Origin of the sequence: Duganella sp. Leaf126 (assembly GCF_001423125.1) — a bacterium.
In the GTDB taxonomy this organism is placed as follows: domain Bacteria; phylum Pseudomonadota; class Gammaproteobacteria; order Burkholderiales; family Burkholderiaceae_D; genus Rugamonas.
The window spans coordinates 278,315-295,331 of sequence record NZ_LMNW01000012.1; the positions used below are offsets into that span (position 1 = coordinate 278,315).

Consider the following 17,017-nt stretch of genomic DNA (forward strand, 5'->3'; position numbering starts at 1 on the left):
CCGACCCGGAGAGACGACATGAAACACCTGCTGCACGCCGTGCTGGTCAGCGCGTTGCTGGCCGGCGGCGCCCACTTTGCCGGCGCCGCCGCGCCGGGCGTCGCCACGCCGGGCGCCTTTGCCAAGGGCGCCGATATCAGCTGGATCACCGAAATGGAAGATGCGGGCCGCGTCATGCGCAACCGCGAGGGCAGGCAGCAAAGCCTGCTCGCCACGCTCAAGAAGCAGGGCATGGATGCGGTGCGGCTGCGCGTGTGGGTCGATCCCGCCGCTGGCTACAACAACCTGCGCGATACGCTGGTCAAGGCCCGCCGCGTCAAGGAGGCCGGCATGCGCCTGATGATCGACTTCCACTACAGCGACGACTGGGCCGATCCGGCCAAGCAGTTCAAGCCGCTCGCGTGGCAGCACTACAGCGTCGACCAGCTGGCCGCTGCGGTAGCTGACCATACGCGCACCACGCTGACCGCCCTGCGCGAGGCCGGCATCACGCCCGAGTGGGTGCAGGTCGGTAACGAAACCACCAACGGCATGCTGTGGCCCGAGGGCGACGCCAACACGCACATGCAGCACTACGCGCGCTTCGTCACTGCCGGTTACGACGCCGTCAAGCAGGTCTTCCCGCAGGCGCTGGTGATCGTCCACGTCGATAACTGCCATGATGGCGCGCGCTTCCGCTGGAACTACGACGGCCTGGTCGCGCATGGCGGCAAGTTCGACCTGATCGGCGCCTCCGCCTACCCGACCACCGCCAGCAACCTCAGCTGGCGTGCCGCCACCGCCGCCTGCCTTGCGACCATGAACGACGTCACCGCGCGCTACCACAAGCCGGTACTGCTGGCCGAGGTGGGCGCGCCGTGGAATCACCCCGAGGGCAAGGCCATCATCGCCGACCTGCTGGCCAAGGTCCGTGCGGTGAACAACGGCATGGGCGTGGGCGCGTTCTACTGGGAGCCGCAGGCATACGACTGGAAAGGCTATCCGATGGGCGCATTCGACCAGCAAGGCAGGCCGACGCCGATGCTCGATGCGTTCCGCGAACAGTGAACCCAGCCTGGCTGCTGCGCGCCTTGCCTAGGGCGCGCCGCTGCCGCGCTGGCCCGCCGGCGCCAGCAAGGTGAGCAGTTTGCTGGCCGACACCGGATGGCCGATATGGCTGCCTTGCAGCAGGTCGCAGCCGTGTTGCCGTAAAAATTCCGCTTGCGCTGCCGTTTCGACCCCGTCGGCCACCACGGTCATGCCGAGCGTGTGGCCGAGGTCGATCAACAGCCGGGCCAGCGCGCCCTCGTCGCCTTCGGGCGAGATGGCGCCGACCGCGCCCGCGCACACTTTCAGGTGCGATGCGCCCAGCTCGGGCAAGCTGCTGAGCAGGGTGGCGCCGTCGCCGACATCGCCGAGCGCCAGCCCGATATCGCAGGCGCGCAATTGCTGCGTGATCTTGCGCATCAGCTGGGGATCGCGTTGCAAGGTGCGCTCATCGATCTCGATCTGCAGCATCGACGCGGGCAGGCCCTGCTGCGCGAGACGGTCGCACAGCGCGGGGATGAAGCGGTCCTCGCTCAGCGATCTGAAGCCGACCTGCAGCGACAGGGGAAAACCGGTCACGCCGGCATCGCGCAGCCGGGTCATGCAATCGATGGCCAGCGCCAGCAGCCGGTGACCGAGCGCTTCGCCATGCCGTTGCTTTCGGCCTGCTTGAGGAACAGCGCCGGCGTGAGTACGCCTTGCTCGGGATGTCGCCAGCGCAGCAGCGCCTGCGCGCCGCGCAGTGCGCCGTCGCGCGCCCCCATGCGCGGCTGGAACATGAGGAAGAATTCGTCATTGTCCAGGGCGGCCACCAGGTTGCTCTCGAAGCGGCGCCGCGCGTCGGCGCTGGCGCGGTGATCGGCAGGATAGAAGTGGGCTTCGGTGTCGCCGCTGGCCTTGGCGTCGTACATGGCAAGGTCTGCAGCCTTGACCAGTTCCAGCGGCGCATCGGCATCGTGCGGATAGATGCTGACGCCGAGGCTGGCCCCGATGGCGATTTCGTGCTGGTCGAACGCTACCGGCTGCGCCAGGTTCGCGCGCAGGCGCTCGATCATGCGCATGGTGTAGCGCAGGGAGGGCTGGTCGGCCAGCACCAGCACGAATTCGTCGCCAGCGAGGCGGGCCACGGTGTCGGTGTCGCGGACCGCGTTTTGCATGCGGCGCGAGACGACCGTCAGCACCAGGTCGCCGGCCTCGTGGCCGTACGTGTCGTTGATCTGCTTGAACTTGTTGAGATCGACCAGCACCACTGCTACCAGCGTCTTGTTACGCCGGGCCGCCTGCAGCGCCTGTTCCATCCGGTCCCACAGCAGGTTCCGGTTGACCAGCCCGGTCAAGGCATCGTGGTTGAGACGGTGTTCGAGGCACGACGTGCGTTCCTTGATCACCGTGACGTCGTTGATGATGCCGATGTAATGGGTCACCATGCCGCGCTCGTCCTGCACCGGCGTGACCGACAGCTCGTTCCAGAACAGCCCGCCGTCCTTGCGCAGGTTGCGAAACACCACGGTCGCTTCGCGCCGTTCGCGGATGGCTTCGCGCAGCTGCGTGCGCAGGTCGTCGTCGAGGCCGGGCGCGGCCATGAAGCGCGAGTCGCGTCCCAGTGCCTCGGCAGCCGTGTAGCCGGTGATGCGTTCGAACGCCGGGTTGACGTAATCGATCGGATTCTCGCGGCCCATGCAGCGCGTGATCACGATGCCGTTGCTGGCTGCGTGCAGCGCGCGCTCGCGTAGCCGCAGCAGGCTTTCGCGCGCGCGGCGGGCGGTGATGTCGATGCCGAAGCCGCATACCTGGCCGGTCCCCGGGGCGTTGGCAACCGACAGTAAAAAAGTGACGAGCGCGCCGTCGCTGCCCTGCATCGATGCCTCGATCGACTGCGCGTCCTGTTGCTCGCCTGCGTCGCGCAACAGGGCCTCGACGCGCTCGCGGTCGTCCTCGATGAACAGGTCGGCCAGGCGCAGGGCGCCCAGTTGCCTGTCGCTCAGGTTCGTGATCGCCTGCAAGCGCTGGTTCCACTGCGTAAGCATGCCGTGGCGGTCGGCGACATAGAAGATGCCGGGGTAGGCGCCGGTGATGACGTCGGGCGGCAGGGCGCGCTGACGTTCTGGTCGCTTGCGGTTTTCCGGTCGGGTGAAATCTTCAGCTTTCATTGCTGCCTCCAATGCGTTCGCGGATGATTGGTATCCGGCTGGATACGGCGCGCATTGGAAAGTTCGGTCGCTGTCGCACCATCGTGGCCGCCGGCGGTGCCAGGACCGAACCGACACCGGCGGGCGGCGGGGTCAGGCAGCAGCCGGTGACAGGTCGGTGCGCGCCAGGTCGATGGTGCGGTAGCTGGCTTGCTCGTTGACCGCACCCGTGGTGATGAATTCCACCAGCCCGGCGCCGGCCAGCGCCATGCGGTACAGCTTGCCGGTATTGGGCGGGATCAGCAGCAGCACGTGTTTCACCACGTAGCCGGTGCAGCGCTCGCTGCTGCGCGCGACGATGATGCGCGCATCGCAGCCGGCGGGGGTGGGCGTTCCTGCCGGGCGCAGGTCCACCAGCGGCAGCGGCCGGCCGCGCCAGGCGATGGTTGGCAGCAGCTGCTCCTGGCCATCCACGTGCGCCGGCGCCAGCGCCAGGATTTCCTCGATCGGATCGATGGCCGTGGCGTGCTGCTGGTCGGTCTGGAACACGATGTAGGCGCTGCTGTTGACGCGCTGGGCCGCTGCCGTGGCGGTCGCCGCCGACAGCCTGGGCGCCGCTTCGGTCGTGCGGCTGATCGAGGCTTCCGGCACGCGCGCCAGCAGGGTGGCCGTGTCGATCACCTCGATTGCGCTGCCATCGTCGTCGATGACGGTGGTGGCCACGCCAGTGGCCGGTGCGGCCAGCGTGCGCAATTCGAGCGCCGCGCGCACGGCCAGGCCCAGCGCCAGGTCGCCACGCTCGACGATGGCCAGCAGCGGCGCGTTTGCTGCGGCGGGCAGGTTGAGCAGGCGCGTGGTATCGAGCACCGCCACCTTGCGGTTGCGCCAGCTGCAGTAATTGCTGCCCCCGGCAGGACCCAGCGGCTGCAGCGGCGGCATGCGCTTGACCTGCGCCACCTCGTCGGCGGGCACGGCGATGCGGGCGTCGCCCACGGCCAGCAGCGCGTACAGGACGCCGGGCGGGCGCGCCGCCGCACCGTGCACGCCGGCAGCCGCTGCAGCAGCTGCCCCGTCGGGCATGCCGGCTTCGCCGGCCTGGCCCGCGCCACTGCTGCGGTACTCGCCACCGTCAGCACCGCCAGCGCTGCCGGTATCCGGAGCACCCGAGGCCCCGTCGGCGCCAGCGTGCCATGCCGCCGCCAGCGCGATCAGCCGTCCGACATCGAGCACGCTGATCACGCGCGCCAGGTCGGCCGATCTGACCACGGTGTCGAAGACCTCGTCCGGGTGCTGGTCGTGCAGCACCTGCGTTGGCGCGGGCACGTCGGTCAGACCCAGCACGGCGTCCACCCGCAGGCCGATGGTACGCCGGCCGTCGCCCAGCACCAGGATGCGCGCGTGCTTGTGCCGGTCGGCGCCGGCGTCCGCAGCGGCGCCCACCTCGACCCAGCGCGCCAGGTCCACCACCGGCACCAGCGCACCGCCATGGTCGGCCACGCCGCACAGCGCGCCCTGGCGGCGCGGCAGCGGGTGCAGGGCGCCTGCCAGGGGCAGCGCCTGCAATACCGCTGCGACCGGGATGCCGATGGTGACCGCGCCCACGGTGGCCACCGCCAGCTGGACCACAGCGGCAGCGTGATTCTGCGCGACTGCCATCTCAGTGTTTCGGCGTGATGGTTTCAAGCTCGGTCAGCAGCGCCGACGCGTCCTGCGTGGCGCTGGCCTGGGCCGACGTGGAGGCGTGGATCTGGCCGATCGCCACGCTGGTCTGCGCCATCGAGCGCACGATGCGCTCGAACGCCGCCTCCACGTCGCCGGACAGGCGCGTGCCTTCGTCGACGCGGCTGACCGTTTCGTTGATCAGCTTGGCGATTTCGCGGGTGGCCAGCGCCGATTTTTCCGCCAGCTTGCGCACCTCGTTGGCCACCACCGAAAAACCATAACCGTGCTCGCCGGCGCGCGCCGCCTCGATCGCGGCATTGAACGCCAGCAGGTGGGTCTGGCTGGCGATGTCGCTGATGGTGTCGATGATTTCGCGCACGTCCACCGACGACTTCTGGATCGCCATGATGGCGTCCTTCGATCGGCCCAGCAGCTTGCTGCCATCGGCCGCTTCGACCTGGGTCTGGCCGGCCATGCCGGCGGTCTGCTGCGAGCCGTCGGCAATTTCGCCGATCGATTGCGTGAGCTTGGCCAGCACCCTGGAAATGCCCTGCACCTTTTCGCTGACCAGCATTTCGCGCCGCACCTGCTCGGTCATGTCCATGGCGAACTTGACCACCTTGTAGGCCTTGCCGTTGATGTCGAGGATGGGGTTGTAGGTGGCCAGGATCCAGATGTCGGCATTGTGCTTGCCGCGCCGCTTGAACAGGCCCGACTGGAATTGGCCCTGGCCCAGCGCGGCCCAGAAGTTGCGGTATTCCGCGCTCTTGACCAGCTCTTCTTCGCAGAACATGCTGTGGTGTGCGCCCACGACTTCCTCCTCGACATAGCCCATGGTGCGCAGGAAGTTGTGATTGACCGACAGCACGTGGCCGCGCAGGTCGAATTCGATCACGGCCTGGGAGCGGCCCAGCGCATCGAGCTTGCCGCGCGATTCCGTGCTCAGGTTTTTCTGCTCCGTGATGTCGGTGGCAAATTTCACCACTTTCAGGGGCTTGCCCTCGGCATCGAAAATCGGGTTGTACGACGCCAGTATCCAGACGTCCTTGCCGTCCTTGGTCACGCGCCGGTATTCGCCTGCGTTGAATTCGCCGCGCCCCAGCCGTTCCCAGAAGGCCAGGTATTCGGGCGAATGGACAAAGGCGGCGGCGCAGAACATGCGGTGATGCTGGCCCTGCACCTCGTCGATCCGGTAGCCCATGATGTTGAGGAAGTTGTCGTTGGCGGTCAGGACCTTGCCTTGCAGGTCGAATTCGATCACGGCCTGGACCCGGTTCATCGCCAGGTTCTTGCCTTCGAAGTCGGCGTTGCGCATCTTCGCTTCGGTGATGTCGGTGGCAAACTTGACGACCTTGAACGGCTTGCCGCTGGCGTCGAAGATCGGGTTGTAGCTGGCCTGTATCCAGACCGGGCGGCCGGTCTTGGAGAGGCGCTTGAATTCACCCGAGTGCAGCTCGCCCGAGGCCAGGTGCCGCCAGAAGGCGACGTAGTCGGGCGAGCGGCTGAACGCTGGCTCGCAAAACATCGCGTGCGGCTGGCCGACGACTTCGTCAAGCTTGTAGCCGAGCGCGTTCAGGAAATTGTCGTTGGCGGTGAGGATGCGGCCGGTCAGGTCGAATTCGATGACGGCCTGGGCCCGGTTGACGGCGGCGTGCTGGCCCTGGGCCTCCGCCGCCGCCATTTTGCGCGCGGTGATGTCGGTGGCAAACTTGATCACCTTGACCGGTTTGCCGTCCGGGCCCAGCGCCGGGTTGTATGACGCGGCGATCCACACCTCCCTGCCGCCCTTGGCGCGGCGCCTGAATTCGCCGGAGTGGAACTCGCCGTCACCGAGGTGCTGCCAGAATTGCCGGTATTCGGCGGACGCCGCGTACTCGGGCTCGCAGAACATGCTGTGGTGCTGGCCGACGATTTCGTCCAGCGTGTAGCCGACGGCGTCCAGGAAATTGGCGTTGGCGTGGATGATGGTGCCGTCGAGCTGGAACTCGATGACGGCCTGCACGCGGTGGATGGCGTCCAGCACCGACATCGCGGTAGCCAGTTGGGTTTCGTGATCCATGGACGCCAGCTCTTCGATCGAATTTTTCATTGCAATGTCTCTTATAGAAACGGGGCCGCCCCGCTCTGTGCAGTGTATCGTCCGCTTGTCGAATCGGCGGCAAAGCTGCCATAAGCACAATGAAAAACGCCGGGTCGCGTTGCGTTATTGCATCAAGGAATTACTTCCAGCATGGAAGGCGTCAGCCCATGGCCGTGTCCAGTACCATCATGACAATGAAACCGACCACCAGCGCGAACGATGCGGTGCGGTCGTTGCCGTGGCGCTGGGACTCGGGCACCACGTCGTGGCAGATCACGTACAGCATTGCGCCGGCCGCACCGGCCAGGCCCCACGGCAGCAGCGTGCCCGAGGCTTCGATCAGCAGCGCGCCCACGACAGCGCTGACCGGTTCGATGACGCCCGACAGCGTGCCCAGCGCCACAGAAAACAGGCGCCCGTAACCGGCCACGCGCAGCGCCATCGCTACCACCATGCCTTCGGGAATATCCTGGATGGCGATGCCGGTCGCCAGCGCGTTGGCCTTGCTCAGGTCGACACCGGCGTAGCCGACGCCGATCGCCATGCCTTCCGGAATATTGTGGATGGCGACCGCCGCCACGAACAGCCAGGCGCGCGCCACGGTGCCGCCGTGGTCGAGTACCCCGTCCGAGCGGACCAGGCGTTCGAGCGCCATCACTAGCAGCATGCCGGCCAGGATGCCGCCCCCCACGGTCATGCTGGCCGCCAGCGCCGTGCTGCCTGCGCCCTTGCTGGCGGCAAGCGCCGGCAACACCAGCGAAAACGAGGTGGCAGCCAGCATGATGCCGCCGCCCAGGCCCAGCGCCGCCGCGTGCGCGCGCGGCGAAAAACCTTGCGACAGCAAGACCGGCAGCGTGCCCAGCGCGGTGGCGGCGGCCGCCCACGCGCCGCCGACCAGCGCGTGGTACACGAGCGGCGGCATGGCGGCAATCAGGTCGGGCGCGCGCGCCAGCGTGACCGCGCACAGGACGGCAAGCAGGGTGGCGATCACGGTGGCGCCGGCCACGCGGCCCGGCGTCAGGGCGCTGGAACTGTATCGGAACATGGGGGACGCTCGAAGTTGTCGGATGGTACACAGAGTGTACAAGCTGCGCAGCGTCCGCAACCTACCGTGTCCACCATGAATCCAGGTCCATTCGTGCGTTGCCGTACGGATGCTAAAATCACAAAAAAACCCGATCTTCCCGTATCCGATGACTGTTGAAACCTCCCTCGTCGTCCAGGCCTTGCCGTTTGCCTTGCTCGTGCTCGATGTTTCGCCCGAGTTCGTCATCGTGCACGCCTCGAACGAATACCTGGCCGCCACCGCCACCACGCGCGCGGAAATCATCGGACGACCGATGTTCGAGGCATTTCCGGCCGCCTCGGCCGATGCGGACGGCCCAGACCGCCTGCGTCATTCGCTGCAGGAAGTGGTGCGCACGCGCCGCATCCACACCATGGATCTGCAGCGCTACGATGTGCCCGACCGCCAGGGCGGCGACTTCATCGTCAAATACTGGTTGCCGACCAACCTGCCGGTGCTGGGCCCGGACGGCCAGGTCAACGCCATCATCCACCGCGTGTACGACATGACGTCGCTGGTCCATGGCGACCACGGATTGCAGGCCGGCGATCCGGCCGAGCAGGTAAAACGGTCGTTCGAGGATTTGCGGCGCGTGATCGAGGTGGTCAAGGAAGGCGAACGGCGCCGCACGGCAGCCGAGGCGCGCGCGGTGGAAGCGGGCGAGCGGCTCGACCTGGCGGCGCAAGCTGCCGAGCTGGGCACTTTTTATTGCCCTATGCCGATGGACAAGATCTACTGGAACGATACCTGCAAGGAGCACTTTTTTGTCGCGCCCGACGCCGAGATCGATTTCGACCTGTTCTACGACCGCATCCATCCGGACGACCGCGCCCACACGCGGGCGGCGGTGGAGGCGAGCGTGCGCGACAAGCGCGGCTACGATGTCGAATACCGCGTGGTGGCGCCCGACGGGCGCGAGCGCTGGTTGCGCGCCAAGGGCCGGACCTATTTCGACGCGCTCGGCAAGCCCACGCGCTTCGACGGCATCACGCTCGACATCAGCCGCCAGAAGCAGGTGGAAACCGAACTGGCCCGCAGCAACCGGCAGAAGGACGAATTCCTGGCCATGCTGGCGCACGAGCTGCGCAACCCGCTCGCGCCGATCAGCGCCGCCGCCGACCTGCTGGCCATGGCGCCGTCCGACCCGGCGCGCGTTGCTCGCATGAGCGAGGTGCTGTCGCGCCAGGCACGCCATATGTCCGGGATGCTCGACGACCTGCTCGACGTGTCGCGCGTGACGCGCGGCATGGTCGAGCTCGACCGCACGGTGGTGGACGCCAAGCACGTGGTCGCAGCCGCGCTGGAACAGGTGGCGCCGCTGATCGAGCAGCGCGGCCACCGCGTGCATACCGACATCACCCCTGAGAACACGCTGGTGCACGGCGACGAAAAACGGCTGGTCCAGGTGCTGGCCAACCTGCTCAACAACGCCGCCCGCTACACGCCGCTCAGCGGCAGCATCGACCTGGCCTTGCGGGTGGAGGCGGAGCAGGTCGCGATCGATGTCACCGACAACGGCGTCGGACTGGAGCCGGAACTGCTGCCGCGCATCTTCGAGCTGTTCGTGCAGGGTACGCGCACCCCGGACCGCGCCCAGGGCGGCCTGGGACTGGGGCTGGCGCTGGTGCGCAGCATGGTCGAACTGCACGCCGGCCGGGTGGCCGCCAGCAGTGCCGGCGCGGGCCGGGGCGCCACCTTCACCGTGTGGCTGCCGCGCCACCGGGTGTCGCCCACCGAGGCGCCGGCCCTTGTCAGCCACCGCCTGGACGCCGAGCGGCCGCTGCGCATCGTCGTGGTGGACGACAATGTCGATGCCGCCTGGACGCTGGCTACCTGCCTGCGCGCGATCGGCCATGACGTGGTCGAGATCAACCGGCCCGGCGAAGCGCTGGCCCTGCCGCCGGCGCAGACGCCGGACGTGTTCCTGCTCGACGTCGGCATGCCCGAAATGGATGGCCGCGAACTGGCGCGCCGCCTGCGCGCCCAGCCGCACACGGCAGCCACGCGCCTGATCGCGGTGACCGGCTACGCCAACCCCGGCGACGCCGATACGCCGTTCGACCACTACCTGGTCAAGCCGGTCGATCTGGCGGCGCTGGTGCGCATCCTCGGCCAGGCGAGCTGAGCTGACCGCCTGCGCGTGGCTAGATGCTGCGTTTGACCAGCAGGTTGCGGATTTCGCTGATGGCGTGGGCCGGATTGAGTCCCTTGGGGCAGACGTCGGTGCAGTTCATGATGGTGCGGCAGCGGAACAGCCGGTAGGCGTCGTCGAGGTCGTCGAGCCGCTGCTGGGTCGCTTCGTCGCGCGAGTCGGTGATGAAGCGGTAGGCCTGCAGCAGTCCGGCCGGACCGACGAAGCGGTCCGGGTTCCACCAGAACGTGGGGCAGGCGGTGGTACAGCAGGCGCACAGGATGCATTCGTACAGGCCGTTCAACTGTTCGCGCTGCTCCTGGCTCTGCAGCCGCTCGCGTTCGGGCGGCGGATCGTTGTTGATCAGGTAGGGCTTGATCGAGTGGTACTGCAGCCAGAATTCGCTGAGGTCTACGATCAGGTCGCGCACCACCGGCACACCGGGAAGAGGGCGCAGCACGATCGGCTGCGCCAGCTCGCCGATGGTGGTGATGCAGGCCAGCCGGTTCTTGCCGTTGATGTTCATCGAATCCGAGCCGCACACGCCTTCGCGGCACGAGCGGCGGAACGACAGGCTGTCGTCGATGTGGTCCTTGATATGGTTGATCAGGTCGAGCACCATGGTGCCGCGGTAGCCTTCCACCACGTAGTCGCGCATGGCGGGGCGGCTGTCGGTGTCGGGGTCGTAGCGGTAGATCGACAGTCTGACCGCAGCGGGCCGGGTCATGATGCGCTCCGTGCACGCGTGCCGGCCACCGCAGTGCAGGCCGCATACGCGGCATATGCGGCGCCGCCCCACAGCAGCGCGGTCATCAGCGGTCCGGCCCGCAGCGACAGGCTGGTGTAGGGCGAGCGTTCGCAGACCGGTTGCTGCTGCAGGCCGCTGCGCTGCTGCAAGGCGTTGCCGCCGGATGCGTGCAGCGCGTCGCGGCGGTCGGGCAAGGCCGGGCGGTCGGACTGCTGCAGGCGGAACATGGTCGCCTCGGCCAGCCGGTCGAACAGGCGCGGCAGGTGGAAATTGCCGAGCGACATCAGCCGCGACGCGCCGCCGACATAGATGTCGCGCCGGCGGTGGCTGGCCGCATGCAGGATCGCCCGCGCCACCAGTTCTGGTGCGTACACGGGCGGGGGCACTTGCGGCTCGTGCGGCAGGTAGTTGCGCGCGTGCGCCGTGAACATCGTGTCGATTGCCGCAGGCTTGATCAGCGTGACCGAGATCGGTATCCGGTCCCGTTCGATTTCCATGCGCAGCGAATCGGTGAACCCCTTGACGGCGTGCTTGGACGCGGCGTACATGCCCTGCAAGGGCACGGCGCAGTCCGACAGTTCGCTGCCCAGGTTGATCAGCGCGCCGCCGCGATCGCGCATCTGCCTGAGCGCCTCCAGCGAGCCATGCACCACGCCCCAGAAATTGGTCTGGAACAGGCGCTGCCCGTCCTCCTCGCTGACCTCTTCGTGACGGCCGAACATCGAGATGCCGGCATTGTTGACCCAGGTGTCGATGCGGCCGAAACGGGCGATTGCGGCCTGGCCCAGCTGCTCGACCTCGGTGCGCACGCCGACGTCGGTGGCCACGGTCAGTACGTCCGCGCCGCCCGCTTCGAGCTCGGCTGCAAGCTGCCGCAAGGCTGCGCCGTCGCGTGCAGCCAGCACCAGCGCCGCGCCTTCGGCGGCAGCCATGCGGGCGGTGGTCAGGCCGATGCCGCTGGTGGCGCCGGTAATGACCACCACCTGCGAGGCCAATGGTTTCAGAGACGCTTTCATCGACTGCTCCCGTGGTAGGTGAACGTCGATTGTGGCAGCGGACGGGCCGGCGCGAGTAGGACGATGGCGCGCCGCCGGGTCGGATGATGGCCGGCCGGTTTGCATCGTTTCCAGCGAGAATCCGACCTTCACAGTGGATGCACTCCTACAGGTAAGCGCTGTGCCCGGTGGAACAATAGGGTTTTCGCCGTCAAGGAGTCATCATGTCCAAACATATTTTTGCGGCTGCACTCGGCGCCGCTGTCCTGTGCCTGGCGCCGCTGTCCCAGGCCCAGACCACCACTCCCGTGCACCCGACCGGCAGCACCGGCGCCACGGCGTTCCAGCCCGAGGGGCAGAACAAGGCCGAGGCCGACGCCAACACGACCTCGGCAACCGACCAGGCCGGTAACGCCGGCATGCAGCAGAAGGCCAAGCCCGGCTTCGACAACAAGCCGCCCAAGGGCGCCAAGGCCGATTGCCACCGTCCGCAGGGCGGCGTGGACGCCAGCGGCGGCGAAAACCTGACTGCCACCGGCAAGCACAACACGTCTTGCACGGGCAGCAAAGGCGGCAAGTCGGACAAGGCAGCCAAGCCGGCCAAGGGTTGATGGCCGAACACGGACAGGCGCGTGCACCGCGCCTGTCGTAAGCTGGTCGATTGCGCCTGGTAAAAACTTGTTGTCGGGTTGCCCAGCACCGGACCGGCAGGCTGTCACGTTGCAAGCGAACACGTCCAAAAACCGGCAAGTTCAAGGACCAAAATAAAGTCGTTGCATTATTGCCGAAACGTTAGATGCCACGCTTGTGTACGCCAATCATGGTGCGACAATCGGGGTCTTCTTCAAGGAGAATCACGATGTCGAGCAGCCATACCTACCGTCCCGACCTGGTCTCGTCGGAAATCGTCCAGACCGGCATCGAACTTGCCGATCAGCAGGGCCCGGAAAGCGCGGCCGCCTATCTGAGCGGGCGCGGCGTGCTGGAACCCGTCATTGCACGGGTGGTGTCCGAACCCACGCAGCGCCGTAACATGGGGCGTTTGCGCGGCAAGGACGACCACGCGCTGGCCGAAGAAGCGTCGCGCTATAAATTCATGTTGTAATGTTGTTGTCATGCCACGGTAGCCATCTGGCCTTGCGGCCCGATGGCGCCGTGGTTGCTTCTCCCGCCACGGGCGGGCCGCTGCTGCCGGCACCACCTGACGCGCCAGCCATGTTGCGCTGCAAAACAGATTGCGCTTTACAAAATCCGGCATTGCGATAAAGTTCAGTCGGTAATGATAACGCTAACTTCGCCGCGCCCCGGCGCCGCAGGTTTTCCTTTCGCAATATGAAGCCGGATTCAGTTTATGTCAGCACAATGTGTAAAATTTAAAATGTTAGCGCTAACTTCGGGTGCGATCTTTCGCGCTGCCTGGGGCGCGCCATGACGCCGGTGCGCTGGGTGGTGATGGGCGTGAGCGGTTGCGGCAAGAGCACGGTCGGTGCGGCGCTGGCCGCGCGCAATGGCGTGGGCTTCGTCGAGGGCGATGCGTTTCATCCGCAGGCCAATGTCGACAAGATGTCGGCCGGCCTGCCGCTCGACGACGACGACCGCGCCGGCTGGCTGCTGGCCCTGCAAGCGCAGCTGCGCCAGGCGGTCGAGCGCGGCGTGGGGCTGGTGGTATCGTGCTCGTCGCTCAAGCGCCGCTACCGCGACCTGTTGCGCGCCGGCGATCCGGCGCTGCGTTTTGCCCACCTCGACGGTCCGCGCGAACTGATCGCCGACCGCATGCACGCCCGGCCCGGCCACTACATGCCGCCGTCGCTGCTCGACAGCCAGTTGCGCGACCTGGAACCGCTGCAGGCGGACGAGGCCGGTGTGACGGTGCCGATCACGCTGGCGCTCGACGAGCAGATCGCACGTATCGTTGCCAGCCGCTGATTCCAGTCGCCACCTCCCTGTTTCAAGCCGGTTCTGACGGACCGGCGGCCGTACCCGAACCACCGCAGCGGACCGTCAGATGTACCGCGCAGCCATCACAAAAACAAACAAGATCGGAGACACCATGCACCATCCTACCCGCAATACCATCATGCGCCTGGCCGTTGCCAGCGCTTGCGGCTACCTGGGCCTGTCGGCGCTGCCGGCGCAGGCGCAACAGGCTGCTGCCGAGTTGCCGGCGGCGCCTGCCGCAGCGGCTCCGGTGGCGGCGCCGAGCCCGGCTGACCAAGCCCAAGTTCAGGCGCAGGCTGCGGACGCAGCCTCGACAGCGGTTGCCAGCGATGGCGCAGCAGGCGCCGCTGCAGCGGACGCCGCCGGACCGGCGGCTGCGCTGCCGACGCAAAACGTGGTTACCGTCTCCGGTTCGCGCATTGCAGCGCGCGGCTTTACGCAACCGACGCCCACCACGTCGCTGGGCGCCGAAGACCTGGCCAAGACCGCCAAGCCCAACCTGTTCAACGCGATCGCCGAACTGCCGGCGCTGCAGGGCAGTACCGGCCGCACCACCAGCACCAACAGCACCAGCAGCGGGGTCCAGGGGCTGAGTTCGCTGAGCCTGCGCGGTCTCGGCCCGATCCGCACGTTGACCCTGCTCGACGGCCAGCGCGTGGTGGGCGCCAATGTCACCGGCGTCACCGACGTCAGCCAGTTCCCGCAGCTGCTGGTCAAACGGGTGGACGTGGTGACCGGCGGCGCGTCGGCGTCATACGGTTCGGACGCCATCGGCGGCGTGGTCAACTTCATCACCGATAAAAAATTCGAGGGGTTCAAGGCCAATGTCGAAGGCGGCATGACCAAGTACCACGACGACAAGAACGGCACGCTGCAGGCAGCCTGGGGCAAGGCCTTCCTGGACGACCGCCTGCACGTGACGGCCAGCGCCGAGTACGGGCGCGAGAAGGGCATCGAGTCGCCGGGCTTCGGCGAGGTGGGACCGAACGGCCGCACCTGGTACAAAAACCCGGCATTCCAGATCCGCCCGCTGTCCCAGACCAACGATGGCAAGCCCCAGTACACGGCCATCGAGCATGCGCAGCAATACCAGTATGCGAAATACGGCCTGATCACCAACGGACCGCTGCAGGGCACGGCATTCGGCGTCAACGGCCAGCCGTACAAATTCAATTACGGCTCCAACGGCGTGCCGACCGGCACCGGCGCGGTGACCAACTGCGTCAATCCGTTCTGCATAGGCGGCGACCTGAGCGGTAGTGTCGGCGCCGGCACCAACCTGGCCATGGATTTGACGCGGCAGGTGGCCTACACCCGGGTGGGCTTCGATCTCACGCCCGAGCACGAAATCTATTTCACCGCCAATTACGGCAAGGTCAAATCGCAGTTCTCGCCCAACCCGGGCGCGGCCAAGAATGCCAACCTGAATATTTCCTGCGACAACCCCTACCTGCCGGCGTCGATCGTTGCCGCTTGCGCGGCCAACAACATCACCAGCTTCCAGTACGGTACGGCCAACGCGGTGTTCCCGGAAAACATCAATGTGCACCCGACGCGGGAAATGAAACGCGTCGTCGTCGGCGCCAACGGCAAGTTCCAGCTGGCGGGCAAGGAATGGTCGTACGACACCTATGCCGAGCATGGCGTCAACCGCACCGACATCATCGTCCACGACATGACGCTCAATGCGCGCTACAACGCCGCCATCGACGCCGTGCGCGCGCCGGACGGCAGCATCGTCTGCCGTAACGCGGTGGCGGCGGCGTCCGGCTGCCGGCCGTTCAACATCATCGGCGACGTGCCGGTGGACCAGGCGGCCTGGCGTTACATCGCGCCCGAAAACGGTCCGCAGCAGCACACGCGCCAGACCCAGGATGTGGCCAGCATCAACTTCAACGGCGAGATCTTCTCGTCGTGGGCCGGACCGATCGCGATGGCCACCGGTGCCGAATACCGCCGCGAACATTACAAGGTGACCGGCGACCCTTACGGCAACGGCATCTTTGCCGACAGCCCCAACACTGCCGACTATCCGGCCGACCCGCTGCTGAACACGGCGGTGGGCAATAACTGGTACGCGGGCAACTATCACAACGCCCAGGGCACGTACAACGTCAAGGAAGCGTATGTCGAACTGAACGTGCCGGTGCTCAAGTCGGCCACCTGGGGCGAGGCCAACGTCAACCTGGCCGACCGTCATACCAGGTACAGCACCTCGGGCAACGTGGAAAGCTGGAAGCTCGGCGCCAACTGGAAGACCGGCCTGGACGGCTGGCGCCTGCGCGCGGTCACGTCCAAGGACGTGCGCGCGCCCAACCTGAGCGAACTGTATGCGGCCCAGGTGGTGGTCAACAACGTGGTCCAGTCCCAGGGCAACACGGTCGCGATCCAGCAGCGCACGGTCGGCAACACCCGCCTGCGTCCCGAGATCGCGCGCAACACCATCTTTGGCGTGGTGCTGACCCAGCCATCGTGGGCGCCCGGTTTCTCGGCCTCGATCGACTACTTCGACATCAAGGTCAAGGGCGTGATTTCGGCGCTGACGGCGCAGCAGGAGGTGGACCTGTGCGCTGCCGGTAACCAGGAGATCTGCGGCGCGGTGTCGCTCAACAATCCCGTCTCCACCAATAACTTCGTGACGGTCCAGGCATTCAACCTCGCTGCGCTGCGCAGCAAGGGCTATGACCTGGAAGGCTCGTACCGGATGAACCTGAAAGACTGGGGCGCGCCGGGCCGCCTGACCTTGCGCGCGCTGGTCACCCGCAACATCAGCTTCCTGACCGATCCTGGCGTGGTGGGCACCATCCCGTCCGAAGGCGCGGGCGCCAACCTCGGCTCGACGCCGCGCTGGAAAGGCCTGGCGTCGCAGTCGTGGGACACCGACCAGTTCAGCCTGACCCTGGCCCAGCGCTGGATCAGCAAGGGTGTGTACAGCAACGAGTACATCGAGTGCCAGACCAACTGCCCGGTCTCGACCCTGATCCATCCGACCATCGCCGACAACAAGATGAAGGGCGCGTTCTACGTCGACCTGGGCGGCAGCTACAAGTTTTCCGACAAGCTGACCGGCTTCTTCAAGGTCGACAACATCGGCAACGTCAGCCCGGCGGCTGCGCCCCAGGCCAACCTCAGCTTCGGCATCAACCCGGTGCTGTACGATGTGCTGGGCCGCGTGTACCGCGCCGGCTTGCGCTACAACTTCTGAGGAGGCGCGATGCTGAACGTGTTACGCCGCGCAACGC

At 66.8% G+C, this 17,017-nt stretch carries 11 protein-coding genes and 1 pseudogene; 6 read left to right on the top strand and 6 right to left on the bottom strand.

Annotated elements, in window-relative coordinates:
* The first annotated feature begins 18 nt into the window (after positions 1–18).
* Positions 19–1,047, top strand: coding sequence for a glycosyl hydrolase 53 family protein (locus ASF61_RS08955; protein ID WP_056154179.1), 1,029 nt, complete (start codon positions 19–21; stop codon positions 1,045–1,047).
* Between the two features lie 27 nt (positions 1,048–1,074).
* Here the strand turns inward: ASF61_RS08955 and ASF61_RS08965 are convergent.
* The 4 genes and pseudogenes from ASF61_RS08965 to ASF61_RS08980 form a co-directional block, all read right to left on the bottom strand.
* Positions 1,075–3,176 (bottom strand): annotated as a pseudogene (locus tag ASF61_RS08965) (putative bifunctional diguanylate cyclase/phosphodiesterase).
* 132 nt (positions 3,177–3,308) lie between these two features.
* A complete protein-coding gene (locus tag ASF61_RS08970; protein ID WP_056154187.1) occupies positions 3,309–4,811 on the bottom strand; it encodes a chemotaxis protein CheW in 1,503 nt (500 codons plus the stop codon).
* Between the two features lies 1 nt (position 4,812).
* The gene (locus tag ASF61_RS08975) at positions 4,813–6,906 is read right to left on the bottom strand and encodes a PAS domain-containing methyl-accepting chemotaxis protein (RefSeq protein WP_082491387.1); all 2,094 of its coding nucleotides are present in this window, start codon (positions 6,904–6,906) and stop codon (positions 4,813–4,815) included.
* A 151-nt stretch (positions 6,907–7,057) separates the two neighbouring features.
* Positions 7,058–7,942: a ZIP family metal transporter gene (locus ASF61_RS08980; protein ID WP_056154190.1), complete on the bottom strand. Its 885-nt coding sequence runs from the start codon at positions 7,940–7,942 to the stop codon at positions 7,058–7,060.
* 148 nt (positions 7,943–8,090) lie between these two features.
* Here ASF61_RS08980 and ASF61_RS08985 point away from each other — a divergent pair, with 148 nt between their 5' ends.
* Positions 8,091–10,088, top strand: coding sequence for an ATP-binding protein (locus ASF61_RS08985; protein WP_162241981.1), 1,998 nt, complete (start codon positions 8,091–8,093; stop codon positions 10,086–10,088).
* A 19-nt stretch (positions 10,089–10,107) separates the two neighbouring features.
* Here the strand turns inward: ASF61_RS08985 and ASF61_RS08990 are convergent, their stop codons facing one another.
* Both ASF61_RS08990 and ASF61_RS08995 read right to left on the bottom strand, forming a co-directional pair.
* Positions 10,108–10,821 (bottom strand): succinate dehydrogenase iron-sulfur subunit, encoded by a 714-nt coding sequence (locus ASF61_RS08990; protein WP_056154195.1) that lies wholly within the window; start codon positions 10,819–10,821, stop codon positions 10,108–10,110.
* On the bottom strand, positions 10,818–11,858 hold the full coding sequence (locus ASF61_RS08995; protein ID WP_056154198.1) for an SDR family oxidoreductase: 1,041 nt from the start codon (positions 11,856–11,858) through the stop codon (positions 10,818–10,820). The genes ASF61_RS08990 and ASF61_RS08995 overlap by 4 nt, the downstream gene beginning before the upstream one ends.
* A gap of 203 nt (positions 11,859–12,061) precedes the next feature.
* On the opposite strand from ASF61_RS08995, the gene ASF61_RS09000 reads away from it, so the two are divergent.
* The 4 genes from ASF61_RS09000 (at position 12,062) to ASF61_RS09015 (ending at position 16,980) form a co-directional block, all read left to right on the top strand.
* Positions 12,062–12,448 carry a hypothetical protein gene (locus tag ASF61_RS09000; protein ID WP_056154201.1) on the top strand — a complete coding sequence of 129 codons (387 nt, stop codon included), beginning with the start codon at positions 12,062–12,064 and terminating at the stop codon, positions 12,446–12,448.
* A gap of 248 nt (positions 12,449–12,696) precedes the next feature.
* Positions 12,697–12,942 (top strand): hypothetical protein, encoded by a 246-nt coding sequence (locus ASF61_RS09005; RefSeq protein WP_056154204.1) that lies wholly within the window; start codon positions 12,697–12,699, stop codon positions 12,940–12,942.
* Between the two features lie 323 nt (positions 12,943–13,265).
* The gene (locus ASF61_RS09010) at positions 13,266–13,763 is read left to right on the top strand and encodes a gluconokinase (RefSeq protein WP_082491393.1); all 498 of its coding nucleotides are present in this window, start codon (positions 13,266–13,268) and stop codon (positions 13,761–13,763) included.
* A 124-nt stretch (positions 13,764–13,887) separates the two neighbouring features.
* Positions 13,888–16,980, top strand: a complete 3,093-nt coding sequence (locus tag ASF61_RS09015; protein ID WP_229205773.1) for a TonB-dependent siderophore receptor — start codon at positions 13,888–13,890, stop codon at positions 16,978–16,980.
* The last annotated feature ends 37 nt before the right edge of the window (positions 16,981–17,017 follow it).

Coding starts and splice junctions, on each gene's coding strand:
- ASF61_RS08955 (WP_056154179.1), top strand. CDS start 19: ATGAAACACCTGCTGCACGCCGTGCTGGTCAGCGCGTTGCTGGCCGGC.
- ASF61_RS08970 (WP_056154187.1), bottom strand. CDS start 4,811: ATGGCAGTCGCGCAGAATCACGCTGCCGCTGTGGTCCAGCTGGCGGTG.
- ASF61_RS08975 (WP_082491387.1), bottom strand. CDS start 6,906: ATGAAAAATTCGATCGAAGAGCTGGCGTCCATGGATCACGAAACCCAA.
- ASF61_RS08980 (WP_056154190.1), bottom strand. CDS start 7,942: ATGTTCCGATACAGTTCCAGCGCCCTGACGCCGGGCCGCGTGGCCGGC.
- ASF61_RS08985 (WP_162241981.1), top strand. CDS start 8,091: ATGACTGTTGAAACCTCCCTCGTCGTCCAGGCCTTGCCGTTTGCCTTG.
- ASF61_RS08990 (WP_056154195.1), bottom strand. CDS start 10,821: ATGACCCGGCCCGCTGCGGTCAGACTGTCGATCTACCGCTACGACCCC.
- ASF61_RS08995 (WP_056154198.1), bottom strand. CDS start 11,858: ATGAAAGCGTCTCTGAAACCATTGGCCTCGCAGGTGGTGGTCATTACC.
- ASF61_RS09000 (WP_056154201.1), top strand. CDS start 12,062: ATGTCCAAACATATTTTTGCGGCTGCACTCGGCGCCGCTGTCCTGTGC.
- ASF61_RS09005 (WP_056154204.1), top strand. CDS start 12,697: ATGTCGAGCAGCCATACCTACCGTCCCGACCTGGTCTCGTCGGAAATC.
- ASF61_RS09010 (WP_082491393.1), top strand. CDS start 13,266: ATGACGCCGGTGCGCTGGGTGGTGATGGGCGTGAGCGGTTGCGGCAAG.
- ASF61_RS09015 (WP_229205773.1), top strand. CDS start 13,888: ATGCACCATCCTACCCGCAATACCATCATGCGCCTGGCCGTTGCCAGC.